23 protein-coding genes are annotated in these 24,495 nt (G+C 71.3%); 11 read left to right on the top strand and 12 right to left on the bottom strand.

Annotated features, from left to right (window positions below):
* Window positions 1-126 precede the first annotated feature (126 nt).
* Complete coding sequence (locus ACFYXF_RS05630) at window positions 127-1,089, bottom strand: cyclase family protein (protein ID WP_389348246.1); 963 nt, start codon at window positions 1,087-1,089, stop codon at window positions 127-129.
* Window positions 1,086-2,075 carry a fumarylacetoacetate hydrolase family protein gene (locus tag ACFYXF_RS05625; protein ID WP_389348245.1) on the bottom strand — a complete coding sequence of 330 codons (990 nt, stop codon included), beginning with the start codon at window positions 2,073-2,075 and terminating at the stop codon, window positions 1,086-1,088. The genes ACFYXF_RS05630 and ACFYXF_RS05625 overlap by 4 nt, the downstream gene beginning before the upstream one ends.
* Window positions 2,076-2,195: 120 nt before the next feature.
* Here ACFYXF_RS05625 and ACFYXF_RS05620 point away from each other — a divergent pair, with 120 nt between their 5' ends.
* Window positions 2,196-3,107 (top strand): LysR family transcriptional regulator, encoded by a 912-nt coding sequence (locus ACFYXF_RS05620; protein WP_389348244.1) that lies wholly within the window; start codon window positions 2,196-2,198, stop codon window positions 3,105-3,107.
* A 114-nt stretch (window positions 3,108-3,221) separates the two neighbouring features.
* Here ACFYXF_RS05620 and ACFYXF_RS05615 read toward each other — a convergent pair whose 3' ends face one another.
* The 5 genes from ACFYXF_RS05615 to ACFYXF_RS05595 form a co-directional block, all read right to left on the bottom strand.
* Window positions 3,222-4,451: an MFS transporter gene (locus tag ACFYXF_RS05615; protein ID WP_389348243.1), complete on the bottom strand. Its 1,230-nt coding sequence runs from the start codon at window positions 4,449-4,451 to the stop codon at window positions 3,222-3,224.
* A 250-nt stretch (window positions 4,452-4,701) separates the two neighbouring features.
* Entirely contained in the window at window positions 4,702-4,824 is a 123-nt protein-coding gene (locus ACFYXF_RS05610; RefSeq protein ID WP_389348242.1) for a hypothetical protein, read from the bottom strand.
* 174 nt (window positions 4,825-4,998) lie between these two features.
* The gene (locus tag ACFYXF_RS05605) at window positions 4,999-5,304 is read right to left on the bottom strand and encodes a hypothetical protein (RefSeq protein ID WP_389348241.1); all 306 of its coding nucleotides are present in this window, start codon (window positions 5,302-5,304) and stop codon (window positions 4,999-5,001) included.
* Window positions 5,301-5,918, bottom strand: a complete 618-nt coding sequence (locus ACFYXF_RS05600; protein WP_389348240.1) for a SigE family RNA polymerase sigma factor — start codon at window positions 5,916-5,918, stop codon at window positions 5,301-5,303. The genes ACFYXF_RS05605 and ACFYXF_RS05600 overlap by 4 nt, the downstream gene beginning before the upstream one ends.
* Window positions 5,915-7,477: a sodium:solute symporter gene (locus ACFYXF_RS05595; protein ID WP_389348239.1), complete on the bottom strand. Its 1,563-nt coding sequence runs from the start codon at window positions 7,475-7,477 to the stop codon at window positions 5,915-5,917. The genes ACFYXF_RS05600 and ACFYXF_RS05595 overlap by 4 nt, the downstream gene beginning before the upstream one ends.
* Before the next feature lie 168 nt (window positions 7,478-7,645).
* Here ACFYXF_RS05595 and ACFYXF_RS05590 point away from each other — a divergent pair, with 168 nt between their 5' ends.
* The 3 genes from ACFYXF_RS05590 to ACFYXF_RS05580 all read left to right on the top strand — a co-directional run bounded on the left by ACFYXF_RS05590 (window position 7,646) and on the right by ACFYXF_RS05580 (window position 10,344).
* Window positions 7,646-7,867 (top strand): DUF3311 domain-containing protein, encoded by a 222-nt coding sequence (locus ACFYXF_RS05590; RefSeq protein WP_369031949.1) that lies wholly within the window; start codon window positions 7,646-7,648, stop codon window positions 7,865-7,867.
* A gap of 114 nt (window positions 7,868-7,981) precedes the next feature.
* Complete coding sequence (locus ACFYXF_RS05585) at window positions 7,982-10,147, top strand: carbon starvation CstA family protein (RefSeq protein WP_389348470.1); 2,166 nt, start codon at window positions 7,982-7,984, stop codon at window positions 10,145-10,147.
* The gene (locus ACFYXF_RS05580) at window positions 10,144-10,344 is read left to right on the top strand and encodes a YbdD/YjiX family protein (protein ID WP_389348238.1); all 201 of its coding nucleotides are present in this window, start codon (window positions 10,144-10,146) and stop codon (window positions 10,342-10,344) included. Before ACFYXF_RS05585 ends, ACFYXF_RS05580 begins: the two co-directional genes overlap by 4 nt.
* A gap of 53 nt (window positions 10,345-10,397) precedes the next feature.
* Here ACFYXF_RS05580 and ACFYXF_RS05575 read toward each other — a convergent pair whose 3' ends face one another.
* The 5 genes from ACFYXF_RS05575 to ACFYXF_RS05555 form a co-directional block, all read right to left on the bottom strand.
* Window positions 10,398-11,606 carry an ABC transporter substrate-binding protein gene (locus ACFYXF_RS05575; protein WP_389348237.1) on the bottom strand — a complete coding sequence of 403 codons (1,209 nt, stop codon included), beginning with the start codon at window positions 11,604-11,606 and terminating at the stop codon, window positions 10,398-10,400.
* A gap of 35 nt (window positions 11,607-11,641) precedes the next feature.
* On the bottom strand, window positions 11,642-14,173 hold the full coding sequence (locus tag ACFYXF_RS05570; protein ID WP_389348236.1) for an ATP-binding cassette domain-containing protein: 2,532 nt from the start codon (window positions 14,171-14,173) through the stop codon (window positions 11,642-11,644).
* A 12-nt stretch (window positions 14,174-14,185) separates the two neighbouring features.
* Window positions 14,186-15,055, bottom strand: coding sequence for a branched-chain amino acid ABC transporter permease (locus tag ACFYXF_RS05565; RefSeq protein ID WP_389348235.1), 870 nt, complete (start codon window positions 15,053-15,055; stop codon window positions 14,186-14,188).
* A gap of 168 nt (window positions 15,056-15,223) precedes the next feature.
* Window positions 15,224-16,561 carry an FAD-dependent oxidoreductase gene (locus tag ACFYXF_RS05560; RefSeq protein ID WP_389348234.1) on the bottom strand — a complete coding sequence of 446 codons (1,338 nt, stop codon included), beginning with the start codon at window positions 16,559-16,561 and terminating at the stop codon, window positions 15,224-15,226.
* 210 nt (window positions 16,562-16,771) lie between these two features.
* Window positions 16,772-17,839 carry an NAD(P)-dependent alcohol dehydrogenase gene (locus ACFYXF_RS05555; protein ID WP_389348233.1) on the bottom strand — a complete coding sequence of 356 codons (1,068 nt, stop codon included), beginning with the start codon at window positions 17,837-17,839 and terminating at the stop codon, window positions 16,772-16,774.
* 78 nt (window positions 17,840-17,917) lie between these two features.
* On the opposite strand from ACFYXF_RS05555, the gene ACFYXF_RS05550 reads away from it, so the two are divergent.
* The 7 genes from ACFYXF_RS05550 to ACFYXF_RS05520 all read left to right on the top strand — a co-directional run bounded on the left by ACFYXF_RS05550 (window position 17,918) and on the right by ACFYXF_RS05520 (window position 24,490).
* Window positions 17,918-18,712, top strand: a complete 795-nt coding sequence (locus ACFYXF_RS05550; protein WP_389348232.1) for an SDR family NAD(P)-dependent oxidoreductase — start codon at window positions 17,918-17,920, stop codon at window positions 18,710-18,712.
* 37 nt (window positions 18,713-18,749) lie between these two features.
* The gene (locus tag ACFYXF_RS05545; protein WP_389348231.1) at window positions 18,750-19,901 is read left to right on the top strand and encodes an acyl-CoA dehydrogenase family protein; all 1,152 of its coding nucleotides are present in this window, start codon (window positions 18,750-18,752) and stop codon (window positions 19,899-19,901) included.
* 78 nt (window positions 19,902-19,979) lie between these two features.
* Window positions 19,980-20,768, top strand: coding sequence for an enoyl-CoA hydratase/isomerase family protein (locus tag ACFYXF_RS05540; protein ID WP_389348230.1), 789 nt, complete (start codon window positions 19,980-19,982; stop codon window positions 20,766-20,768).
* On the top strand, window positions 20,753-21,112 hold the full coding sequence (locus ACFYXF_RS05535) for a Zn-ribbon domain-containing OB-fold protein (protein ID WP_389348229.1): 360 nt from the start codon (window positions 20,753-20,755) through the stop codon (window positions 21,110-21,112). The genes ACFYXF_RS05540 and ACFYXF_RS05535 overlap by 16 nt, the downstream gene beginning before the upstream one ends.
* Entirely contained in the window at window positions 21,109-22,257 is a 1,149-nt protein-coding gene (locus ACFYXF_RS05530) for a thiolase family protein (RefSeq protein ID WP_389348228.1), read from the top strand. Before ACFYXF_RS05535 ends, ACFYXF_RS05530 begins: the two co-directional genes overlap by 4 nt.
* A gap of 38 nt (window positions 22,258-22,295) precedes the next feature.
* A complete protein-coding gene (locus ACFYXF_RS05525; RefSeq protein WP_389348227.1) occupies window positions 22,296-23,507 on the top strand; it encodes an acyl-CoA dehydrogenase family protein in 1,212 nt (403 codons plus the stop codon).
* Window positions 23,504-24,490 (top strand): phosphotransferase family protein, encoded by a 987-nt coding sequence (locus tag ACFYXF_RS05520; RefSeq protein ID WP_389348226.1) that lies wholly within the window; start codon window positions 23,504-23,506, stop codon window positions 24,488-24,490. Before ACFYXF_RS05525 ends, ACFYXF_RS05520 begins: the two co-directional genes overlap by 4 nt.
* The last annotated feature ends 5 nt before the right edge of the window (window positions 24,491-24,495 follow it).

Below are 24,495 nucleotides of genomic sequence, written 5' to 3'. Positions count from 1 at the left end.
TGCGGGGTGCACCGCTGTGAGGGCGGTACGTAGGGTGCGGGTTCGTTGTGGCTGGTCGCGCAGTTCCCCGCGCCCCTTTGGGGCGCCGATCCCGCGCCGGACTTCGGCCCCCGGCGACTCCTCGGGCTACTTCACCGCTAGGGGATTCACGGGGGAGCCGACGGCGCCGGTTATGGGTAGTGGGGCGGCCGTGAGCCAGAACTCGTATGTGCCGTCCTCGGCGCAGTCGGCTGCCAGGGTGTCCAGGTCCCACATCTCGCCGATCAGCAGGCCGATGTTGGGGATGACGACCTGGTGCAGTGGCTGGAAGGCTTGCTCGAACTCGTTCGGCCGTACCTCGAAGCCCCACGTGTCGGTGGCGATCGCGGCGATCTCGGTGCGGTGCAGCCAGCCCGCCGTGGTGAACGACAGACCTGGTGCGGGACCGCCCGCGTAGTCGCCCCAGCCCTCGCGCCGGGCGCGGGCGAGCTGTCCGGTGCGGACGAGGACGATGTCGCCCCGGCCGACGGTCACCCCGTGCGCCTCGGCGGTGGTGTTCAGGTGCTCCTCGGTGATGGCGAAGCCGTCGGGCAACTCGCCCCGCTCGCCGATGACTTGGCCGACGTCGAGGAGTACGCCGCGTCCGGCGACATACGGCGCCATGTGCTCGATGCCGGTGACGAGGTCGCCGTCGGAGGTGACCACCTTCTCGGCCGCCCGGCCGTTCCACGCCTTGCCGTGGTCGAAGATGTGCCCGAGCCCGTCCCACTGGGTGGAGCACTGCAACGGCATCGCGATCACGTCGTCGGCGCCGCCGATGCCGTGCGGGAAGCCCTGGTTGCCGAGGGCCGCGTCGGTGCCGGTGTCGAGCATGGTGTGCACGGGGTTGGTGCGCCGGCGCCAGCCCTTCTGCGGCCCGTTCATGTCGAACCGCTGCGAGAGCGAGAAACTGACGCCCCGTCGGACGAGCGCGGCACCTTCGCGCCGTTTGGCCTCGTCGAGGAAGTTGAGGGTGCCCAGCACGTCGTCCGCGCCCCAACGCCCCCAGTTGGAGTACGACTTGGCGGCCTCGGCGATAGCGCCCTCCGGGTCGAGGTGGTCGAGGCTCATGACGGCTCCTCCGCCGTACAGCGGGTGCGCTGGACGCCCAGACCGGTGATCGAGCCCTCCATGACGTCGCCGTCGCGCAGCAGCCGTCCCCAGTGGATGCCGTTCCCGGCCGGGCTGCCGGTCAACACCAGATCGCCGGGCAGGAGTTGGGCGGTCCGCGAGATGTACGACACCAGCCGTGCCACACCGAAGAGCATGTCCTTGGTGGACTCGTCCTGCATGGTCTCGCCGTTGAGCCTGAGGGTGACCCGCAGGTCGTCGGTGTCCGCGATCGACCCGGCCGGTACGAGCCAGGGGCCGAGCGGGGTGAACCCGGGGGCGTTCTTGCTGCGCAGCCAGTCGGTGCCGATGGCCTTCATGTCCCGGCGGAACACGGTGGCGCGGTCGGTGAGGTCGTTGGCGATCGTGTACCCGGCGACGTACTCCAGCGCCTCCGTCACCGGCACCTGATGGGCCGGCTTGGCGATGACGACCGCCAACTCCAGCTCCCAGTCGGGCTGTTCGGCCCAGGACGGCAGTACGACATCGTCGTACGGGCCCGTGATCGCGCTCGGCAGGCCGATGAACACGTACGGCAGGTCCTCGGCCGCCCGGCGGTCCATGACCGCGGCGATCTCGGCCCGCGCCTCCTCGACCGTGCGCGGATCGTCGGGGGAGCGGTGGGCGACCTCCAGGTCGATCACGTGCTGCCGGTAGTTGGCGCCGGACTGGAAGATCTGCCGGGGCTCCAGCGGGGCGTGCACCCGCAGGCCCTCCAGCGGGCGCCATCCGAGGGCGGTGTCGGCGTCCGTGGCGAGGGCGTGCAGTAGTGGGAGGGTCTCCTCCCACTGCTCCACCACGGCGCGGACGCCGGACGGCGCCCGGTCCAGGGCCGTGCTCAGGTCGAGCACCCGGTCCTCGACCAGGAGACCGGGGAACGGCTCCCCGTCCGGTACGGAGAACGTGCCGAGCGCGAACGGGCCGACAGGTTGCGCGAGCGTTGCCATCAGATGTCCTTCTGCTGGGGTGCGGTCTACTCTGACCTCGAACCACTGATCACGGAAATCAATCTTCTGTATGTGCCGAATCCATGGCATGGATGGCTCTCGCTCGCTAGGCGGTACCCGGTGAACCTGTCCAGACTCGACCTCAATCTGGTCCTCGCCCTGCGTGCGCTGCTTGAGGAGCGCAACGTCACCCGGGCGGGTGAGCGCATCGGCCTCAGCCAGCCCGCGATGAGCGCGGCGCTGTCCCGGCTGCGCCGTCACTTCGACGACGAACTGCTCGCCCGGACCGGCAACTCCTACGAGCTGACCCCGCTCGGCACCGCCCTGCGGGACCGCAGCGCCACCGCGTGCGACCTGCTGGAGCGGGTCTTCGCCAGCCAGGCCGACTTCGACCCGGCCGCCGAGTCCCGCGAGTTCACGCTGCTCGCCTCCGACTACGGGGCCGCCGTCTTCGGTGCCGCGCTCGCCCGAGCCCTGCACGAGGAGGCGCCCGGCATCCGGCTCACCTTCCAGCACCCGGCGCCGTCCGTCCAGGAGAACACCGCCACCCTGCTGAGCACCGTCGACGGACTGCTGATGCCGCACGGCGTGATCGACGGCTTCCCCGCGGTCGACCTGCACCAGGACCGCTGGCTGTGCATGGTCGCCGACGACAACCCGGAGGTCGGCGACGAGCTGACCTTGGACCAGCTGGCGCGGCTGCCCTGGGCGGTCTACCAGCGCCCTTACGACGCCCCGGTCGCCCGGCAGCTCAGCATGATAGGGATCAGCCCCCGGACGGAGGTCTCGGTGCAGACCTTCCAGTTGCTGCCCCACATGGTCGAGGGCACCCGTCGGGTCGCGATGATCCAGGAGCGCCTGGCCCGCAAGGCGGTCCGCGCCGCGGCGGTGCGGGTCCTGGCCTGCCCGTTCGAGGCGGTTCCCGTGCGGGAGGCGTTGTGGTGGCATCCGGTGCATGCGCAGGACGCGGCGCACATCTGGCTCCGCCAGAAGGCGGCCGCTGTGGGAGCGACGCTCACTGGACCCGCCTAGGGGCGCGGGGAACTGCGCGACCAGCCACCCACCAAGCCGCACCCGCCGACTCACAGTCCGCAGCAGACGCGACTGCGGGTCGTACGTGGTTGCTCGCGCAGTTCCCCGCGCCCCTTAGGTGGGCTGTCCTGCCCTCAGTCCGATTGCAACGAAGGCCGTGGCGAGGCCCAGCAAGCCCACCGCACCCGCCAAGCTCCCCACCGCCGATTCGCCCGCCAGAAGCACCAGCGGGCAGATGAACTCCCCGCCGAAGAACGCCGCCATCCACAGCCCCGTCCCGCGCCCGCGGTCCTCGAAATCGAGGCGGGACATCGCGCTGGTCAGGAGGGCCGGCAGGAGCATGCCGGTGCCCACGCAGTTGACGACCGCGCCGACGACCAGCAGCGGGGCGCTGCCCGCGAGGAACATCAGCCCGAAACCGGCGGCGCAGACCGTGAGTACGGCGGGCAGCATCGGGTCGGGGGAGCGTCCCAGGCGGGCGAACGTGACCGCGCCGCCGACGGTGGCGGCACTGGCGATCGCGGTGGACAGGCCGATCACACCGGAGTTCTCCACGCCGAGGTCGTCGAGGAGGTACGCCATCTCCACGGGGACGGTGTAGAAGACCATCGCCCCGAAGAAGGTCAGCGCACAGATGCCTCCCAACTGCCGCCAGGGGAAGGGACGGTGGGCCTCCGTCCCGGCCGCGATCCCGATACCGGCGGTCGGTCGAGCCGCCGGGTTGGGCAGCGCGGCGGCCATCAGCGGAGCGAGCGCCAGGCTCACCGCGTACACCCAGAACGGCACACGCCAGCCCGCCGATCCGGCGGCGCCGCCGATCACGAAGAAGGCGGTGGCCGACGCCGAGGCGCACATGGTCTGCAGGGCGAGGTACTTCACGCGCCGGCGACCGGAGTAGTAGTCGCCGATCAGGGTCGTGCAGCACGTCATGATCGCGGCCTCCGTGATCCCGACCAGGGCGCGGCTGGCGATGATGCCGCCCAGCGATTCCAGCCAGAGCGGAGCCGTGCCGAACACGGCGTACAGCAGGGTCGCCACGATCAGCAGGCGTTTGCGGCCCACCCGGTCCACGACCACCCCGGCGAACGGGGCCAGCAGCGCCAGCGCCAGCGCCGGAACGGTCAGCGCGAGAGGCACCAGCGCCTTGGCGCCGGGGACCGACGCGAAGTGGTCCTGCATCTTCGGCAGCACCGGGGCGATCAGTACCGCGCCCAGGATCGGCAGACAGCTGCCCGCCATCAGCAGGGTCACGCGCAGCAGATGGGCCGGGCCCGAGACCTCCAGGGAGGACGGCGCGTCGTCGTCGACCGTGGCGGAAGGGGGCAGCGGAACGGGACCGGGCATGGCGACTCCAGGGACGGTATGAGGGAGCGGGCATGCCGGTTCTCACGGGCGCCGACGGCGCCCGGCATGCTGCGGACGGCCGCACGACGGCGGCTGGTCCGGACAGCGGCGTGCGGGTAGGGACGACTATGGGTCGTCGTACGCCGCGTCGCCATCCTCCACGCGATCCGAATCCCGTATCCGGCTCATCCACGCGGTGGATGAGCCGCCGCCCCGCACCTCCGAAGGGGCGCGGAGCGCTCGGCAGTAGTCAGAAGCCTCCGGGAGTGCGGCCGAGCGTGCCCGTCGGGTCGCCCGGGTCGGCGCCCTCGACCCGGCCGAAGTACAACTCGACCTGGGAGCGGAAGCGTTCGACGGCCGCGCGGTCGGACATGAACCTCGCGAACGCCGGAGGCGATCAACGGGGCGTTGCGGCGTGTTGATGCTGCTGAGGATGATCAGGAGGCGTTGCCTTGGCGGCGCCGGTAGGGGAGTGGCGCGAGGGGTTGTTTGGTTCGGTGCGGCGCCGTCGTGGCTGGTCGCGCAGTTCCCCGTGACCCTTGGTCGGTCAGGGCGAGGTGCCCGACATCGTGCCCGGGATCATCGCGCTTCGCGTGCCGGAGAAGATGACGCCCGGTTCGGACGGGGCGTGGTTGAGGACCCATAGGCCGATCAGGGTGGCGAGGGTGAAGACGACGGTGATCAGTACGGCCAGGACGAGTCGGCGGCGTCGCTCCCGGCGTAGCCAGTCGCCCCGTGCCGTGCGGTAGGCGTCGGGGGTGGGTGCGGCACTCACTCCGTCGGCCAGGGTCTCCAGGGCGGCCCGCAACTCCCGTTCCGTACGGTCCTGTTCTGTGAAGTGGTCGTTGGTCATCGCCGTGTCTCCATCGCCTGGGTCAGAGCGGCGATGCCGCGTGCGGTGTGTGTCTTGACCGAGCCGCAGGAGATGCCCATCGCGGCGGCGATCTCGCTCTCCTTGAGGCCCAGCCAGTGGCGTAGGACCAGCGCCTCGCGTTGCCGGGCGGGCAACTGCTGGAGGGCGCCGATCAGTACGCGCTGGTCGTCGTGGAGGAGAGCGGTGCTCTCGGCGGAGGCGACCGAGTCCTCCGGCGGAGGCGGGTTCTCCACGTGCCGGCGGGCGACCTGGAGGTGGCGTATGCGCATCCGGGTCAGATTGCACACCGTGGAGCGCAGATACGCCTCCGCGGCCTCCGTCTCCCGCAGCCGCCGCCACTTCCGGTAGAGCTGGTAGTAGGCCTCGGCCACCACGTTCTCCGGGTCGTCCGCGCCGAGCAGGACGGCCAGCCGCAGCATCGAGGCGTAGTGCAGCTCGAACAGGCTGGCGAGGGCGGTCTCGCGTTCGAGGTCGGCCGGATCGCCGACCACCGGGGCCAGGATCTCGTTCGCGGCGGCGGGCCGGGGAACCGACGGGGCGGCGACGGCCCCCGGTGGCAGCACCGGCAGGCGTGTGGGCTCTCTGCGTCTCACGGGTTGTTCGCTCCCGTCTCGGGGCGCCGCCTGACGATCAGGCGGGACGGCAGGTCGGTCGCGTCGGCGCCGCGCGGGACGCCGAGACGTTCGAGGGCCGCCGTGCCGAGGACGGCGACGGCCAGATTGAGCAGAAGGGCGGCCAGACCTGCGTAGATCTGGAGGGGCTGGTCGTCGGTGCCGAACGCCACGATGGACGAGAAGCCCTCGCGCACCACCATGAACGTTCCGGCCACCATGCCGACGGCCCACCCGGCGAGCAGCGCACGCGGATGCAGCCGACCGCTGTAGAGCCCGACGGCGACGGCCGGGAAGATCTGCAGGATCCAGACGCCGCCGAGGAGTTGGAGATTGACGGCGTCCTGGTCGCGCAGCCCGAACACGAACGCCACCGCCCCCACCTTCGCGGTGAGCGACACCGCCTTGGCGATGCGCACCTGCCGCTTGGGCGTGGCCGTCGGATGCACGTACTCGACGTACACATTGCGTACGAAACTGGTGGCGGCGGCGATTGACATCACTGCCGCCGGGACCAGTGCCCCCACGGTGATCGCGCCGAACACCAGGCCCGCCAGCGGCCCCGGCATCAGCTGGTCGACCAGCATCGGCACAGCCGCCTCGGCACCGCCCTCCGGTGCCTGGACCCCCGCCGCCAGGGCCGCGATGCCGAGGAAACCGAAGAGTGCAAGGAGCCCCGTCCACGCGGGCAGCGACACGGCGACCTTGCGGACGGTACGCGTGCCGTCGGCCGCGAAACCGGCGGTGAGGACGTGTGGGTACATCAGCAGCGCCAGTGCCGAGCCCAGGGCGAGCGTGGCGTAGGCCGGCTGCTGCTCGGGGGAGAGGAGCAGGGGCGAGTGGGCGGCGTCCGTGCCGCCGAGCCGGCGCGCCGCCCCGTCGAAGACCGCGCCGGGCCCGTCGAACCGGTCGAGCACCAGCCAGCACACGGCGGTCAGCGACACGAAGACGGCCACCGCCTTGAGCGCCGAGATGACGGCGGGCGCGCGCAGCCCGTGCCGGTACGTCGCCACCGCGAGCCCCGCGAACAGCGCCACCATGACCAGGTCCCCGGCCGCGCCCCGCGGATACAGACCCCCGGCCGTCAACACGGCTCGTATGCCCAGGAGTTGCAGCGCCAGATACGGCATCGTCGCGAGGATCCCGGTCAGCGCCACCACCAGCGCCAGCGGAGGCGAACCGTACCGCCCGCGCACGAAATCGGCGGCCGTGATGTAACCGTGCCGCCGCGCCACCGCCCACAGCCGGGTGAGGAGGACGAAGGCCAGCGGGCAGACGATCACCGTGTACGGCACCGCGAAGAACGCCGGCGCGCCGTTTCCGTACGCCAGTCCGGGCACGGCGGTGAAGGTGTACGCGGTGAAGATCGTGCCGCCGAGGAGCAGCCAGGTCCACACCGGGCCGAGACTCCGGTCGGCCAGTGCCCAGCCCTCCAGCGAGGGCAGCCGGTCGTTCGGGCGCAGCCGGCGCGCGGTCACGGCGAGCAGTGACGCCCCGCCGATCACGGCGAGGAACGTCGCGGTCATGGCGCTGTCCGCCATGGGTCACCGTCCTTGGTGTGCCTGAGCCCTCGCCGGAGAGTTGCGCGGGTGGCCGGTTCGGAGGACAGGGAACCGACGGGAAATCTTCTGGAAATTCGCTGTCAACCACATCCGGCGGGTGGGCAACTCTTGCACAGACCCCCAGCGAGCGGGAGAGGAGCGCAGGTCATGGCACGGACCGGACACCAACGGCTACGACGCGTCGCCGTCGCCGTGTTGCTCCTCGCGCCCGCGGCAGGGCTGCTGTGGGTCCCCTGGTACGCCGGTGCGGGCCCGCGTCTCGCCGGTACGCCGTTCTTCTATTGGTACCAGCTCGCCTGGGTACCGGGCGGCGGGCTCTGCCTGCTCGCCGCCTACGCGCTGACCAGGAAGGACGCCAGCGACCCCTGACAAGGTCGGCCGACCGCCCACGTCACTCCCGCTGAGCCGCTCCCGTCCCTCGAACCCCAGCCCAGCCATCCACCCGTCACCGTCAGGTGAGGAGCCGCCATGTCCGCATCAGCCATGCCCGAATCCGCCCTCCCGGCATCGGAAGGCCCACCGAACCAACCGTCCGGATCCCCCCGGATGTCCCCGCGCTCGCTCCTGCTCTGGACCACCGTCGCCCTGGCCGGAGCCGTCGGCTGGGGCGTTCTCGCGCTGGCCCGGGGCGAGGCGATCTCCGCGGTCTGGCTGGTGGTGGCCGCCCTCGGCTCGTACGCCATCGCCTACCGCTTCTACTCCCGCTTCGTCGTCCGGCGCGTACTGAAGCCGGACGACAGCCGGGCCACTCCCGCCGAACGCCTGGAGGACGGCGTCGACTTCCAGCCCACCGACCGCCGAGTCCTCCTCGGTCACCACTTCGCCGCCATCGCGGGCGCCGGACCGCTGGTCGGGCCGGTGCTCGCGGCGCAGATGGGGTACCTGCCCGGCACCCTGTGGATCGTCGCCGGAGTGATCTTCGCCGGGGCGGTGCAGGACATGGTGGTGCTGTTCCTGTCCATGCGGCGGGACGGCAAGTCGCTCGGGCAGATGGCCCGGGAGGAGATCGGCAGGGCGGGCGGCGCGGCGGCGCTGATCGCGGTGTTCGCCATCATGATCATCCTGCTCGGGGTGCTGGCCCTGGTCGTGGTCAACGCCCTCGCCCACTCGCCGTGGGGCACCTTCTCCGTCGCCATGACCATCCCCATCGCCCTGTTCATGGGCTTCTGGATGCATGTCGTACGCCCAGGCCGCGTCGTCGAGACCAGCCTCATCGGGGTCGCGCTGCTGCTGCTCGCGATCGTCGGCGGCAGCTGGATCCAGAACTCCTCGCTCGCGGACGCCTTCACCCTCAGCCCGACCACCCTGGTCTTCTGTCTGGTCGGCTACGGCTTCGTCGCCTCCGTCCTCCCCGTGTGGATGCTGCTCGCCCCGCGCGACTATCTCTCCACCTTCATGAAGATCGGCACCATCGCGCTCCTCGCGGTCGGCGTCGTGGTCGCCGCGCCGGTCATGCGGGCGGACGCGGTGAGCGACTTCGCCTCCTCGGGCACCGGTCCGGTGTTCGCCGGGTCGCTCTTCCCGTTCCTCTTCATCACGATCGCCTGCGGCGCCCTGTCGGGCTTCCACGCACTGGTCGCCTCCGGGACGACGCCGAAGCTGATCCAGAAGGAGTCCCAGGTCCGGATGATCGGCTACGGCGCCATGCTGATGGAGTCGTTCGTCGCGATCATGGCCCTGATCGCCGCCGCCACCCTCGAACCGGGCTTGTACTACGCGATGAACGCGCCCGCCGGACTCCTCGGCACCACCGCCGAATCCGCCTCCCAGGCGGTCGCGGGCCTCGGCTTCACCATCACCCCCGACCAGCTGACCCAGGCGGCCAAGGCAGTCGAGGAACAGACGCTGATCGCCCGCTCCGGCGGCGCGCCCACCCTCGCGGTCGGCATGTCGGAGATCTTCTCCGGGGTCTTCGGGGGTACCGCCCTCAAGGCCTTCTGGTACCACTTCGCGATCATGTTCGAGGCGCTGTTCATCCTGACGACGGTCGACGCGGGCACCCGGGTCGGCCGCTTCATGCTCCAGGACATGCTCGGCAACGTCTGGAAGCCCATCGGCCGGGTCAACTGGAAGCCCGGGATCTGGCTGTGCAGCGGGATCGTCGTGGCCGCCTGGGGCTACTTCCTCTACACCGGCGCCACCGACCCCCTCGGCGGAATCAACCAGCTCTTCCCCCTGTTCGGCATTGCCAACCAGCTGCTGGCCGCCGTCGCCCTCACCGTCTGCACGACGGTGCTGATCAAGTCCGGCCGACTGCGCTGGGTCTGGGTCACCGGCGTTCCGCTCGCCTGGGTGGTCGCGATCACCTTCACCGCCGGCTGGCAGAAGATCTTCTCCGGCGACCCCCGGGTCGGCTTCTTCGCCCAGCGCGCCAAGTACGCCGACGGCATCGACGCGGGTCAGGTCATCGCGCCCGCCAAGTCCCTCGACGACATGCACACCGTGGTCACCAACTCCACGGTCGACGGCGTCCTGATCGCCCTGTTCCTGCTGCTGGTCACGGTGGTCATCGCCAACGCGGCCGTGGTCTGCGTACGGGCCGTACGCTCGCCCGTCCCGCTTCCGACGACCGAGACACCGTACGTCGAATCCCGCATCGACCTGCCGGAGCAGGCTTCCGCCGAGTCGCTCGTGGGGGCCCGTTCGTGAAGGCCGGGCAGCGGGCTCGGGCAGTGTTCCGGTACCTGCGCTGGTACCTGCGCGAACTGACCGGTGAGGCGCAGTACGACCGTCACTGCGAGCGCCATCGCGGTCGGCACCCGCACATCCCCGTACCGACCCGGCGCGAGTACGAGGTTCTGCGCACCCGGCACCGGGAGACCCACCCCCAGAGCCGCTGCTGCTGAAACCCTGCCCCTGGCCCCCGGCGTTTCGACGCCGGGGGCCGGACAGCGGTCGTTCAGTCGCGCGTCGGGGGAGTGTAGAAGTCGCCGACGGACGTCCAGACGCCGTTCTTCACCTCCACCCGCTGCACACTGCGCGTGCCGAGGTGGTTGCTCGCGCTGAACTTCATCACCGGCGACACCCCCGGGTCCACGGAGGAGGCCTTCGCGTACGCCGCGCTGATGGCCTCGGACGTGACGGGCCCCTTGATGGTCTTGGCGATCTCGGCGAACACCTTCGCGTTGCTCCAGCCCCACAGCGCGAGGAAGCCGGCGTCCTGACCGGGCTCGTACTTGGCCATCGCGGTACGGAACTCCTTCACCGCGGGGTCCGGGTCAGAGGGCGCCTTCACCAGCTGTACGGCCTTGAGGCCCTCGGCGGCGTCCTTGGCCAGCGAGACCGTCGACTCGGCGGCCACCGGCGCGTAGGCGTAGGTGGGCAGGTTCAGCCCCTGGAGCTTGGCCTCCTTGAGGAAGGCGGCGGCCTCGGGGGAGGTGAGGATGACGATCACCGCCTGGGTCTTCGCGGCCTTCACCTTGCTGATCACCGGGGTGTAGTCGGTGGTCTGGTACTTGACCGCCAGCCGCTCGACCTCGACCGAGGGGTCCACCTTCTTCGCCACGGGCTCGACCTGCTCGGCCACGTTCACGAACGCGGCCGGGTCACTGTGCACGACGAGGATCTTCTTCGCGCCGTCCTGCACCGCCCACGCGGCGACCGCGGCGGCCTGGTCCTCGTACAGGGTCTGGGTGCCGAACAGGCCGGCGCGCGGCGGGTCGTACCAGGCCTCGCTGCCGCCCACCTCGTTGAGAACCGGGACCTTGGACTGGGTGAGGACGAACGGGAAGGCGGCCTCCGCCTGGGAGGTGCCGTTCGCGTTCACGATCGCCACGACCTTGTCCTGGCCGACGAGTTCACGGGCGATCTGCACGGTCTGCTGCGGATCGGCCGCGTTGTCCTCGACCGTCCACTTGATCTTGCGGCCGTTGATGCCGCCGGCCGCGTTGACCATCTTGAAGTACGCGTCGGCGCCCGCCTTCTCGGGCACGCCGTACGAGGCGGTGGCCCCGGTCAGGGGGAGCCACGCACCGATGTGGATCTCCGTATCGCTGCCGGCGGCGCCCGCGGAGTCCTGGTCGGCGCAGGCATTGGCCGTCAGCGAGACCACGGCCAGGACGGCGAGGGCTCCCAGGGTGCGGCGAGATCTATTGGTTGTCCGGAACACGATCCACCTCGTTCATGCTCGTTCATGACGTGATTTCAGTTCACTTGGGGTGCCCGGGCGGCGGTCGCCGCGGTCGTGGCGGTCGCGGCGGCTTCCAGGCCGCCGCTGAAGTAGGCGGCTTCGGCCAGGGCGGCGAACTCCGGGTCGCCAGGGCGTCCATGGGCCGCGACGACGCCCTCGTGGAGCACGGCCACCTCGTGGCAGACGGACATCGCGCGGCTGAGCAGCTGTTCGAGCAGGACGACCGTCAGACCGTCGTGGGCCAGCCGCACCAGCCGGTCGTAGACCTCGTCGACCAGTGCCGGGGCCAGCCCGAGCGCCGGTTCGTCGACGATCAGGACGTCGGGGCGGACGATGAGCGCCCGGGCGATGGCGAGCATCTGCTGCTCGCCGCCGGACAGCCCGGCGGCGGAGGCGTTCATTCGGTCGCGCAGCCGTGGCGGCAGCCACTCGACGGTCTCCGTCAGCCGTTCGCGCAGTGGCGCGCCGGTGATCCCGGCCGCGTACGCCGCGACTTCGAGGTTCTCGCGCAGGGTCAGCGTCTTGAACAGGGCACGGCCCTCGGGCGCCAGGCTGGTGCGGACGGCACCGCCCGTCTCCCGGTCGCCGTGGGCGGGTTTCAGGGAGCCGTGCAGGATGCCGGCCAGCGTGCTCTTGCCCGCGCCGTTGGCGCCCGCGATCCCCAGGACGACGCCCTTGCGGACGTTGAGATCGACGTCTCGCAGGGCGGTCACACCGCCGTAGACATGGCCGACACCGCGCAGCCGGATCATGCTCTGTTCGCCCACGTGCTCGGGCAGTTGGGCCCGGTTGCCGACCGTCCCGAGGTACGACGACCGCACCTTGGGATCCTGCAGAACGGTGTCCGGGGTGCCCCCACCGATCGTGCGCCCGAAGTCGAACGCGATCACCCGGTGGGCCACGGAGAACAGGTCGTCGAGGACGTGGTCGATGACCACCACGGCGGTTCCGGCCGCGTGCAGCCGCCTGATGTGCCCGGCCAGCAGCGCCCGTTCAGCCGAGTCGAGGCCGCCGAACGGCTCGTCCAGCACCAGCAGTTTGGGTTCCTCGGCCATCGCACGGGCGAGGTCCAGCCGCTTCTGGAGCCCGAACGGCAGCTCCGTGGGCCGCCGGTCCGCCACGTCCGCGAGGCCCACGGAGTGCAGCAGCCGCATGACTTGGGCGCGGTCCCGGGCCGTGACCCGGCGCCGCGTGCACAACACGTTCTCGGCGACGGTCAGTTCGGAGAACACCTCCGCGTGCTGGAACGTACGCCCGATGCCCAGCCGCCGCCGCGCGGTCGCCCTCGCGTTCAGCAGCGGCCGTCCGGCGAACTCGGCGGTCCCGCTCACCCGGCCGTTGCCGGTCAGCCCCGACAGGGCGTTCAACAGGGTTGTCTTTCCTGCCCCGTTGGGTCCGATGACGGCCAGGATCTCGTCCTGCCGCAGGGTCAGCGAGGCGTCCTCCAGGGCCTTGAGTCCGCCGTACGAGACGGACAGGTGCTCCAAGTTGAGGAGGACGGTGCTGTCGGACGCGGGCCGCAGGGGCACGGGGTCCGCCGACGGCTCGGGGGCCAACGGGCGCCGGACATCCGGCCGTCGCAGAACACGTCGTAGGACAGCCCGTGCCGGTTTGGCGAGGAACGGCACGACTCCGCCCGGCAGGAAGATCAGCACCGCGATCAGCACGATGCCCTGCACCACCGGCTGGGGCAGACCGACCGCCGACGACAGCGACGGGTTCCAGGTCAGATAGATACCGCCGGCGACCGCGCCGACGATGGTGCCCACCCCGCCGAGCACACACGCCGCGATCAGCGAGATGCCCAAGGTGAGCGAGAACGGATCCGGGCTGACGAACCCGGTGAGCAGACCGAGCAGCACGCCCGCGAACGTCGTGCACGCGCCGCTCACCGCGAACGACAGCGCCGACTGCGCCTCGGGCGCGATCCCGATCGTACGGGCGGCCAGCGGATGCGACTTGGCGGCCACCAGCCGCATCCGCAGCCCCGAGGCCGCGGCCGGCACGGCCAGCCCGAGCACCACGGCGGCGGCCCCCACCGCCAGGTACTGCGCGTCGGTGCCACCGCCCAGGACGGTGCCCAGGCCGAGGACGCTGCGCAGTTGAAGCACCGGGACGCCCTGGTCGCCGCCGGTCACGCTGCTCCAGCGGTTGACCAGCTCCAGGGTCACCGTGGTGAAGGCGAGGGTCAGCAGCGCGATGTACAGCGTGGAGAACCTGGCACCCGCGTACCCGATGAAGCCGCCCAGGACGGCACCGGTGGCGACCGCCCCGAGGACCACCGCCTCCAGGGTCCAGTCGTGGCCGCTGCCGTACGCGGCGAAGTAGGCGCCGATGGCGAAGAACGCGGGATGGCCCACCGACCAGATGCCGGACCAGCCGGCCAGCAGACCGACCGACAGCACGACGATCGTGTACACGGCCGCCAGCCCCACCGAGTACATCTGGTACGCCGGGATGGCACCGGACGCCATGAACGCCATGAGCACCGCGCCTGCGGCCGGGCCCAGCGCGGCCCTCGCCAGGAGGGAACGGTTGAAGACCATGGATGCGACCCCTCAGACCCGTTGGAAGGTGCGGGTGCCGAACATGCCCTGCGGGCGGATCAGCAGGACCAGCACGGTGAACGCGAACACGAAGGTGTCCCGGAAACTCGCGGAGACGTAGTTCGCCGCCAGGTTGTCCAGGACGCCGATGGTCAGCCCGCCGACGACAGCGCCGTACATGCTGGTCAGACCGCCCAGGAAGATCCCGGCGAAGGCCCTGAACAGCGGGGCGACGAGGGCGGTGGGCACCAGCCCGGAGCGGGGCGCGTACAGACAGGCGGCGAGTGCGGCGAGGCCCAGGCCGAGCGCCCAGGAGAGCCGGGCGATGCGCTGGGCGCCGAGGCCGACGATCCGGGCCGTGTCCGCCGACTCCGCCACCGCGCGCATGGCCGAGCCGAGCGTGGTGCGGGCGAACAGATAGCCGACCAGGCCCATCGCCACGGCCGCGACGGCGATCGTCACCAGGCTCTGGACCGGCACCGCGGCACCCGACCAGCGCACCGTCCCGTCGACCAGGTTGGGGAAGGCCTTCGGCTGGTCGCCCCAGATCGACCCGGCCACGCTCTCCAGCACGAGGGACACACCCATCGTCACGACGAGCGCGGAGAACAACTGCCCCTGCCCCAGCGGCCTGATGACCGTCTCGCGGACCAGGAGACCGGACGCCACGGTGATCGCGACGGCGGCGAGGATGCCGAGGACCGTCGCCACGCCCCGGTCGTGGAGCGAGACCGCCACGTACAGGCCGAGGGTCGCGAGGGACGCCATCGCGAAGTTCACGACGTCCGTCGCCCGGTAGATGATGACCAGCCCCAGACCCATGAGGCCGTACACGGCTCCACTGGCCACACCGCTGACCAGGACGAGCAGGAACTGACTCACAACCCCTCCCCAGGGGAAGGGCACATTCGCGCCACCCATACAGGAAGCATGATCACCTCACGAGCCGCAGAGTTAAAGTGAACTCAATTCAGTAAGCTAGGCACTCCGGCGCCGGACGGGCAAGACTCGTGCACGGGATTTGTGCGAGTGGCCGGCCGGAGCTCGGCGTCAGACAGCGGTCGGTGCTCCGCCGAGCGCGGTGCGTGCCGCCGCGAGGCCGAACACCAGGGCGGGAGCGAGACCGCCGGCGTAGGCGCGCCGGTACAGCCCGCCGGCGTCCGCCCCGGCCGCCAGCAGACCGGGGATCCGGCCGTGCCCGTCCGAGTCCGCCGACAGCGCGTGTGCTCCGGCGTCGATCAGCAGGCCACCGAAGGTGAACGTGATCGCCGGGGCCGCCTCGACGACGTAGAAGGGCGGCTCGTCGAGCGGTCGGGCATCGAGCAGCCGCCCGGGGACCGGTGCCCCGCCCTTGCTCGCGGCGGAGTTGAACTCCCTGATGCGGTCACGGATCACGGCACCCGGATAACCCCACTCCTCGGGCATCGACGCGAAGTCGTCCAGGCTCTCCGCGACCGCGCTGCGGGCGCCGGCGCGATGGCAGAGCTGGAACTTGTCCACGCCGGGGATGCCCTCCACGTACGAGGCACTGATCCACTCGCGGTGCACCCGCGCGTCGGCGACCAGCAGACCGCGGGCGCCCGGCCGTTCCAGCAGGGCCATCGTGGTCAGATGGTCGCCGACCGTCTCGTCGACGAAGCGCTCGCCCGTGGTGTCGAACAGCAGGGCGTGCTCGCTGTAGTAGAGCGCCAGGTCGACGAAGCGCGCCGGGTCGGCCAGGGAGACACCGGCCGGCATCAGATGCCCGTAGAACCCCGCGTCCTTCCTGCCGAACGCCGCGCCCGCCGCACTCCCGAGCGCGAGACCGTCGCCCCGGCTGTACGGGTTCGCCCGCAGGCCGATGTCGGCGGCCTGGGGGTGGATGTGCTCGGTGCGCAGGGCCGGATCGCCCTGGAAGCCGCCGGTGGCGAGCAGGGTCCAGGTGGCCTCGATCCGGCGTGCTGTTCCGTCGGGCAGGAGACACTCCGCCCCCTTGACCGTGCCGTTCTCCGTGAGGAGGGCGCGTGTCCAGGTGTCGGTCAGCACCTCCTGGCCCCGGTCGCGGATCAGCCGCTCGCAGGTGTCGAGGTAGTGGTTGGTGTCGACCTGATGGCCGCGCCCGAAGCCGAGCACGGGCACCGGCGGTCGGCACTGCACACCGAGCGACCGGATCCACACGACGCCGTCCGCGAAACCGTCGATCAGGGCCTCGGCCAGCTCCGGGTCGCCGTCCGGATTCACCCGGCGCAGTTCCTCGATGGTCGGCGCGGTCCATACGAAACCCGCGAAGCGCGCGGAGCCGCCGACGCGTTCCGCCTTCTCCACCAGCACCACCGAGCCGCCTTCGGCCGCCACCCGGGCGGCGGCCGAGAGACCGGCCATCCCGCCGCCGATCACCAGAAGATCCATTGATTCCACTGATTCCGTACCCATAGCGGGCCCACCGCCTTCGTTGGCATTCGTGTCACCGGGATGAAACACGACGCTAATTGAACTCACTTCTGGAGTCGAGGGGTCGGGCGACGGACGGTGGGACGGTACGAGTTCCGGCCGGGGCGGGCCGCGCGATCCGTGTCGGTCGCGTCGGCCGCGTCGGCCGCGTCGGCCGCATCGGTCGGGTCAGTCGGGTACGAGAACCGCGCGTCCCCGCACTCCGCCGGAACGAAGCCCCTCGATCGCCTCCAGTGCGCGCGACAGCGCGAACTGCTCGACCTCCACCTTCAGAACGCCCTCGCGTGCCAGCGCGACGACCTGTTCCAGCTCGGGCAGGGTCCCCCAGAAGGGCAGGGAGATCCGCGTCCCGGGCGGCAGCACACCCGGCTTGCGGACCGACAGCTCCCCGCCACCGCTGCCCACCACGACCAGCTCTCCGCCCGGCCGCAACACGCCGGTCGCGAGGTCCAGGCTGGAACGGCCGCCGACGAAGTCGAGCACGGCGACCGCCCCGACCCCGCCCGTCCGGTCCCGCAGGACCGCCGCGCTGTCGGGCCGCAGGAGCGTCGCGAAGTGTGCGCCGCACTGGTCGGCGAGGGCGAGTGCCTCCTCCCGTACGTCCACGGCCAGGACCCGCGCCGTCGTTGTGGCGCGCAGGATCTGGACGGCCAGATGCCCGAGCCCGCCGACCCCGATCACGACCACGCTCGCGTCGTCGTCGATCGCGCGCCGGATCCCGGCCACGGCGTGGTACGCGGTCAGCCCGGCGTCCGACAGGGGCGCGGCCTGTACGACGGCCAGCTCGCCCACCGGGACCAGCAGCCGCCCGGACGGCACGAGCAGCAGGTCGGCCATGCCGCCGTCGCGTCCGAGCCCCGCCCCGGTTCCGGTGCGGTCCGCGTCCAGTGCCGTACGCCGGTCGCAGTAGTTCTCCGAGCCGACGGCACAGCGCGCGCAACTCCCGCAGCCCCAGGGGCCGTATACGACCACGCGCTCGCCGACCGCCGGGCCCATGGCGCCGGGGCCGCGCTCCAGCACCCGCCCGGCGACCTCGTGCCCGAGGGTGAACGGGGTGCGGTAGAGGAGGGCGCCTTCTCGTGCGTCGATGACATGGAGGTCCGACCGGCACAGCCCGGCCGCCTCAACCTGGATAAGGACCTGTTCGCCCGTGGGGACGGGCCGTGCCACCTCGGTGATGACCGGTGGGCCGCCCCACCGGGTGAGCCTGACCGCTCTTGTCCCGTCTGTTGACATGTGTGAGACGGTAACAAAAATGAAGTCAGTTCAGGAACTGGTGTGGGAGCAGGAACTGGTGCAGGGAGAGGATCGCGCATGGGCGGCGAACACGCGGGACGCTTCGACGGGCGGGTCGCGCTCGTCACCGGAGCGGGATCCGGCATCGGCGCGGCGGTCGCACGGCGGCTCGCCGCGCAGGGCGCCGAGGTCTTCGCCGCGGACATCGACGGCCTCGCGGCCGAAGCCGTGGCGAAGGAACTGCCGCGAGCGCTTCCGCTGACCGTCGACGTGGGCGAGTCGGCAGAGGTGGACCGGGCCTGCGACGAGGTCGTACGACGGCACGGGCGGCTCGATGTCGTGGTGCACGCGGCCGGGGTCGACGACCCCACGGCCAAGCAGTGGATCGCCGAGGCCCTGGTCGCGGACCGGCCGCCAGAGGTGACCGCGAGGCTCGGCGGCGACGCCTGGCGGCGCGTCATGCGCGTCAACCTGGACGGCACCTTCCATGTCCTGCGCGCCGCGCTGCGGGTCATGGCGCCCCGCCGGTCCGGAGCCGTCGTCACCGTCGGCTCCTCCTCGGCCTTCGACACCCAGGCCGGCTACCCGCACTACGCGGCCTCGAAGGCGGGCGCGCACGCGCTGAGCCAGTCCGTCGCCAAGGAGGCCATCGCCTTCGGCGTCCGCGTCAACACCGTGGCGCCCGGACCGACCGAGACCGGCATGGCCGCCAGGACGCCCGCCGCACTGCGCCAGGGCTTCGCCGACCCGCGCGTACGCCCGTACGCCACCCCTGAGGAGATCGCCGACATCGCCCTGTTCCTGGCGAGCGACGAGGCCGCGAACCTCGTCGGCGCGGTCCTCCTCGCCAACGGCGGACGCTTCACGGTCTGACGGTCCAGGCGACGCCGCATGCCCGAAGGAGGCTTGGATGTTCCGGCTCGACCCCGATCCGGCGCTGCTGCTGGAGAGCGACGAACGACACCAACTGCGCGAGGTTCTACGGCAGTTGCTGGCCGAGACCTGCGGGCCCGAGGAAGTCCGCGCACAGACGGAGAGCCCGCGCGGACACGACCGCGCCTTGTGGGACCGGCTCGCCGGTGAGATCGGTGTGCACGGACTCGCCGTGCCCGAGGAGTACGGAGGTGCCGGCTACACCTTCGCCGAACTCGCCGTGGCCCTGGAGGAGACCGGGCGCGTGCTGTGCCCCGCCCCACTGTTGTCCACTGTCGTCCTCGCCGGACACGCCCTGATGGCCGGCGGCGACCGGGCGGCCTGCGCGCGCTGGCTGCCGGGCATCGCGTCAGGCACGCGCACGGCCACGGTCGCCGGATTCCTGCACCGGGCCGACGTGACCGCCGAACGCGGCCCCGACGGCTGGGTGCTGCGCGGCGAGGCCGACTTCGTGCCCGACGGCGAGGGCGCCGACCTGCTGCTGGTCGCGGCCCAAGTACCGGACGGGGAGCGGCTGTTCGCCTGCGAGCCGGACGGCGCGACCTGCGACCGGGTCGCCCGCCGCGTCCTCGATCCCACCCGCCGCCAGGCCCTGATCCGCTTCCGGGGAGCGCCGGCGGAACCGGTCGGCGAGCCCGGACAGGCGCAGGGGATCGTGGAGGCCGTCCTCGACGCCGGGCGGGTCGCGCTGGCCGCCGAGCACGTGGGCGGCAGTGCGCACGCCCTGGACGCCGTCCTCGCGTACGTGTCCCACCGAACCCAGTTCGGTCGCGCCATCGGCTCCTTCCAGGCCGTCAAGCACCGGCTGGCCGACCTGCTCGTCGAGATCGAGGGCGCCCGGTCGGCGTCGGCGTACGCAAGCGCCTGCCTCGCTGGAGGGGCACCGGAGGTCCCGGTGGCGGCGAACGCGGCGGCGGTGGCCTGCACCGGCGCCTACCGTCTGGCGAGCATGGAATACGTGCAGCTCCACGGCGGAATCGGCTTCACCTGGGAACACCCTGCCCATCTGTACGTACGTCGCGCACGGGCCGACGAGGCCCTGTTCGGCACCGCCGACGACCACCGGCTGCGCCTGGCCGGACTGCTCGGCCTCGTCGGACACGGCAACGGATCGGTCCACGGCGACTGATCGTCGTGCCCTGTCCATTGACAGGGCCAACTACCGCACCCAGAATCGTACTGAATTCAGTTCAGGTTGGAGGAGCTCATGGCAGTCGAAGACGAGATCCAGTTCGAGCGTGACGGAGCCGTTGCGCGGGTCTGGCTGAACCGGCCGCACAAGAAGAACTGCGTGACGGTGCCGATCCTCAATCGGCTCGACGAGATCATCACCGAGGTCGACGCGGACCCCGAACTCCGCGTGCTGATCCTGCGCGGGCGCGGCAACACCTTCTGTTCCGGGTTCGACCTGGACAGCCTCAAGGCCGACTTCATCGGCAGCTCCACGGCCATCGACGTCGCCGTGCTGTCGGCGAAGGTCTGCGACCGGCTCTACTCGATGAAGACCCCCTCGATCGCCGTCCTCGAAGGCCATGTCACCGCGGGTGGCTTCGAGTTGATGATCTCCTGCGACTTCGCGATCGCCGCGGACGACGCCCTGATCGGTGACTTCCACATCCGCCGGGCACTGTTCGGCGGCGCGGGCCCGATCTACCGCGTGCCGCGCATGATCGGCGTCCGCAAGACCAAGGAGCTGATGCTCACCGGCAAGCTGCTCACGGGAGTCGAGGCCGCCGAGTTCGACCTCATCAATTCCTCGGCGCCCGCCGACAAGCTCGACGCGACGGTCGAGGAGTTCGCCGACCAGCTCATCGACAAGAGCCCGTTCACCATGTGGATCACCAAGATGACCATCGACCGGAGCCTCGACGCCGACATCCAGTCCCTGATGGTCATGGAGCACCTCGCGGTCGGCGTGATGCTCAACTCCGAGGACGCGGCGGAGGGCGTCGCGGCCTTCCTGGAGAAGCGGGAGCCGCAGTGGAAGGGCCGCTGAGCGGTCGGCTCCACGGGTCCCGGTGCGCCGGGTGCGCGGTGGCCGTGTACCCGGCCGACCCGGCGTGCCCGCGCTGCGGGGGCCCGGCCGCCCCGACCGTCCTCTCGGACACGGGCACGCTGTGGACATGGACCGTGCAGCGGTACGCGCCCAAGTCGCCGCCGTACGTCGTCCCGGCCGCCGGGTTCGAGCCGTTCGCCGTCGGATACGTCGAACTCGCCGAGGGAGTCCGGGTGTTGGCCGTCCTCGATGTCCCGCCCGATGACGTCACGATCGGCATGCCGCTGCGGATCGGCGCGGCGGACGGTGTCCCCAGGGCGGCAGCCGTCGGAGCCGCCGTATGAGCGCCGAGGACGTCATGATCTGCGGCGCCGGGATCACCTCCTTCGCCCGTACGGAGGCCACCGGCAGGCAACTCGCCGTGGCGGCCGTACGGGCGGCGCTCGCCGACGCGGGGCTGCCGTGGTCGCGGGTCCGGGCGGCGTACGGCGGCAGTGACGCGGCCGGGAACGCCGACACCCTCGTGGCCGAACTCGGCCTGACGGGCGTGCCGTTCGTCAACGTACGCAACGGATGCGCGACCGGCGGCAGTGCGCTCGTCTCCGCCGTCAACGCCATCCGCTCCGGCGCGGCGGACGTCGCCCTCGCCGTCGGCTTCGACAAGCATCCGCGCGGTGCCTTCGATCCACGGCCGGCGGACTGGGGGCTCGACGAGGCCTACGGCCACGAGGGGCTGATGGTCACCACCCAGTTCTTCGCCATGAAGATCCAGCGGTACATGCACGACCACGGGATCAGCGCACGCACGCTCGCGCTGGTCGCGGAGAAGGCGTACGCCAACGGGGTCCGCAACCCGCACGCCTGGCGCCGAAAGCCGCTCGACGCGGCCGAGATCCTGGCGTCCGGCGTGGTCAACGACCCGCTGACCCGGTACATGTTCTGCTCGCCAGGACAGGGCGCGGTCGCGCTGATCCTGTGCAGTCGGGCGGTCGCCCGCGAACTGGACGCTGTCCCGGTCGCGTTGCGGGCGGCCGTCGTACGGACCCGGAGGTTCGGTTCGTTCGAGGTGTTCAGCCCCTGGGCACCGCCCGGCACACCGAGCAGCGTCAGCACGGATGCCGCGCAACTGGCCTTCGAGCAGGCGGGATTGGGGCCCGGTGACATCGACGTGTGTCAGCTCCAGGACACCGAGAGCGGTGCCGAGGTGATGCACCTGGCGGAGTGCGGGTTCTGCGAACACGGCGAGCAGGAGCGGCTCATCGCATCCGGCGCGACCGCGATCGACGGCACCCTGCCGGTCAACACCGACGGCGGCTGCATCGCCAACGGTGAGCCGATCGGGGCGTCGGGACTGCGCCAAGTCCACGAGATCGTCCAGCAGTTGCGTGGCAGAGCGGGCGAACGACAGGTCCCCGGCGGCCCGTCGAGCGGCTTCACCCATGTGTACGGCGCCCCGGGCGTCAGCGCCTGCACCGTACTGACCCGCTGAGTCGGAACCGCCGAAAGGAACCGACGGAAGGGAGCACGATGAGCGGCATCCCCGGCCCCGAGGAGTTCCGCGCCGAGGCCCGGCGCTGGCTCACCGGCACGGCGAAGGCCCGCGCCGCCCGCCAGGAATGGGGCCGCGGCGACGACTCCGTGGCCGTCTTCGAGAACCGGACCGAGGCCGAGGAACGCGAGCACACCGACCGCACCCGGGAGTGGGAACGCACCCGGTACGACCAGGGGTGGGGCGCGCTCGACTGGCCGAAGGAGTACGGCGGACGCGAACTGCCCGCCCACTACGAGCAGTTGTACCGTGCCGAGGAAGCCGCCTTCGACGTGCCCCGGCGCACCGAGATCTTCCCCGTCACCCAGCAGCTCGTCGCCCCCGCCATCCGGATCTGGGGAACGGCGGAACAGAAGCAGCGCTGGCTGCGGCCCATGCTGCGCACCGACGAACTCGCCTGCCAGCTCTTCTCCGAGACGGAGGCGGGCTCCGACCTGGCCGCCGTCCGCACCCGGGCCGTACCGGACGGCGAGGGCTGGGTGCTGCGCGGCCACAAGGTCTGGACGTCCGGCGCCCAGGTCGCCACCTGGGGCGTCGCTGTGTGCCGTACCGACCCGGACGTGCCCAAGCACGCGGGCATCACGGTCTTCCTGGTCCGGATGGACGCCCCGGGAGTGACCGTACGGCCCATCCGGCAGATGACCGGCGGCTCCAGCTTCAACGAGGTGTACCTGGACGACGTGTTCGTCCCCGACAGCGACCGGCTCGGCCCCGTCGGCGAGGGCTGGCGGGTCACCCTCACCGTGCTCGCCGCCGAACGCCTCGACTCCGGCGGCCTCGGCCTCGACAACGCCGACCGCGCCCTCGACCTCGCCCGGCATCTGCCCCGGCCGCTCACCGGCGGCGAACGGCAGCAGGCGGCCGACCTGTTCGTCCGCTCCCTGGTCCAGCGGCTCATCGGACTGCGCGTCACGGCGGCCCTGGTCGCCGGGCGTGAACCGGGAGCCGAGGCCTCGGTCGGCAAGCTCCACGCCACGGCGACCATGCGCGCCACCACCGACCTGGTCCAGCAGCTCCTGGGGCCGCGCCTCGCCGCCGACACGGGGGAGTGGGGCACCTTCGCCTGGACGGAACACCTGCTCGGCGCCCCCGGCTACCGCATCGCCGGCGGCAGCGACGAGATCCAGCGCACCATCCTGGCCGAACGCGTGCTGGGGCTGCCCAAGGAGCCGAAGGGAGCCGGGAGTTGAGCACCGCGACAGAGGTGACGGAACTCGCCGCACGAGTCCGCGCCCAGCTGGCCGACCGGCATCCGGGCGAGCCCTTCGGCGACCTGCGCACCCTGCCCGGCGGCCACTCCGGGCTCACATACGCCATCACGGCAGGGACAACCTCGTACGTCGTGAAAGCAGTTCCACCCGGGCAGCGCCCCATCGGTCGCAACGACGTGCTCCGGCAGGCCCGGGTGCTGCGCGTCCTCGCCGGATCACCGGTGCCCGTGCCCCGGGTGGCCGCCGTCGACGAACGTGAACCCGCCTGGTTCGCCATGGAGTTCGTGACGGGCGAGGCCGTCGAGCCGGTCCTCGACGAGCACAGCCTCGTTCCCGACCTGTGCCGGACACGGATGCTGGCGCTGGCCGACGTACTGCGGGATCTGCACGGTACGGAGGTGGAGACGTACGAGGCCCAGTCCTCCGAACCGCCGCTGGATCCGGCCGGTGAACTGGAGCGATGGAGCCGCACCATGCGGGCCGTGCCTCTCGAACTCCGCCCCGGAGGCGATGAGTTGCTCGACTCGCTGGCCTCCCGGGTCCCGTCGGACGTCCCGCCCGTGCTGACCCACGGCGACTTCCGCCTCGGCAACGTCCTGTGCCGGGGCGAACGGCCGACGGCCGTCGTCGACTGGGAGATCTGGGGTGTCGGGGACCCTCGTATCGACCTCGCGTGGTTTCTTCTCTTCGCGGACCATCGCAACTTCCCCCAGTTGGGCCGCCAGGTGCCCGGCCTCCCCGGCGAGGCCGAACTGCTCGCCGCCTACCTCGACGGCCGCCCCGAACCCCCCGCCCTCGACTGGTTCCGCGCCCTGGCCCGCACCAAGATGGCCGCGATCATGGGCCACAACCTGCGCAGACACCGCGAGGGCAAGCACCACGACCCCGACCAGGAACGACTCCCGCCGACGATCGCGGCGATGATCCGCACGGCGCGCGACATCGTCGCCCCCAGGCCCTGAAGGAG

This window comes from Streptomyces sp. NPDC002680 (assembly GCF_042889145.1).
In the GTDB taxonomy this organism is placed as follows: domain Bacteria; phylum Actinomycetota; class Actinomycetes; order Streptomycetales; family Streptomycetaceae; genus Streptomyces; species Streptomyces adonidis.
The sequence above is the reverse complement of the archived record's forward strand: the minus strand, read 5'-3'. Positions and strand labels throughout refer to the sequence as shown.

Excerpts from the sequence above, each read along its gene's own strand:
- ACFYXF_RS05550 (WP_389348232.1), top strand. The coding sequence starts at position 17,918 with ATGGGCGGCGAACACGCGGGACGCTTCGACGGGCGGGTCGCGCTCGTC.
- ACFYXF_RS05615 (WP_389348243.1), bottom strand. The coding sequence starts at position 4,451 with ATGCCCGGTCCCGTTCCGCTGCCCCCTTCCGCCACGGTCGACGACGAC.
- ACFYXF_RS05545 (WP_389348231.1), top strand. The coding sequence starts at position 18,750 with ATGTTCCGGCTCGACCCCGATCCGGCGCTGCTGCTGGAGAGCGACGAA.
- ACFYXF_RS05590 (WP_369031949.1), top strand. The coding sequence starts at position 7,646 with ATGGCACGGACCGGACACCAACGGCTACGACGCGTCGCCGTCGCCGTG.
- ACFYXF_RS05530 (WP_389348228.1), top strand. The coding sequence starts at position 21,109 with ATGAGCGCCGAGGACGTCATGATCTGCGGCGCCGGGATCACCTCCTTC.
- ACFYXF_RS05605 (WP_389348241.1), bottom strand. The coding sequence starts at position 5,304 with ATGACCAACGACCACTTCACAGAACAGGACCGTACGGAACGGGAGTTG.
- ACFYXF_RS05610 (WP_389348242.1), bottom strand. The coding sequence starts at position 4,824 with ATGTCCGACCGCGCGGCCGTCGAACGCTTCCGCTCCCAGGTCGAGTTG.
- ACFYXF_RS05570 (WP_389348236.1), bottom strand. The coding sequence starts at position 14,173 with ATGGTCTTCAACCGTTCCCTCCTGGCGAGGGCCGCGCTGGGCCCGGCC.
- ACFYXF_RS05630 (WP_389348246.1), bottom strand. The coding sequence starts at position 1,089 with ATGAGCCTCGACCACCTCGACCCGGAGGGCGCTATCGCCGAGGCCGCC.
- ACFYXF_RS05560 (WP_389348234.1), bottom strand. The coding sequence starts at position 16,561 with ATGGATCTTCTGGTGATCGGCGGCGGGATGGCCGGTCTCTCGGCCGCC.
- ACFYXF_RS05555 (WP_389348233.1), bottom strand. The coding sequence starts at position 17,839 with ATGTCAACAGACGGGACAAGAGCGGTCAGGCTCACCCGGTGGGGCGGC.
- ACFYXF_RS05625 (WP_389348245.1), bottom strand. The coding sequence starts at position 2,075 with ATGGCAACGCTCGCGCAACCTGTCGGCCCGTTCGCGCTCGGCACGTTC.
- ACFYXF_RS05540 (WP_389348230.1), top strand. The coding sequence starts at position 19,980 with ATGGCAGTCGAAGACGAGATCCAGTTCGAGCGTGACGGAGCCGTTGCG.
- ACFYXF_RS05585 (WP_389348470.1), top strand. The coding sequence starts at position 7,982 with ATGCCCGAATCCGCCCTCCCGGCATCGGAAGGCCCACCGAACCAACCG.
- ACFYXF_RS05525 (WP_389348227.1), top strand. The coding sequence starts at position 22,296 with ATGAGCGGCATCCCCGGCCCCGAGGAGTTCCGCGCCGAGGCCCGGCGC.
- ACFYXF_RS05595 (WP_389348239.1), bottom strand. The coding sequence starts at position 7,477 with ATGGCGGACAGCGCCATGACCGCGACGTTCCTCGCCGTGATCGGCGGG.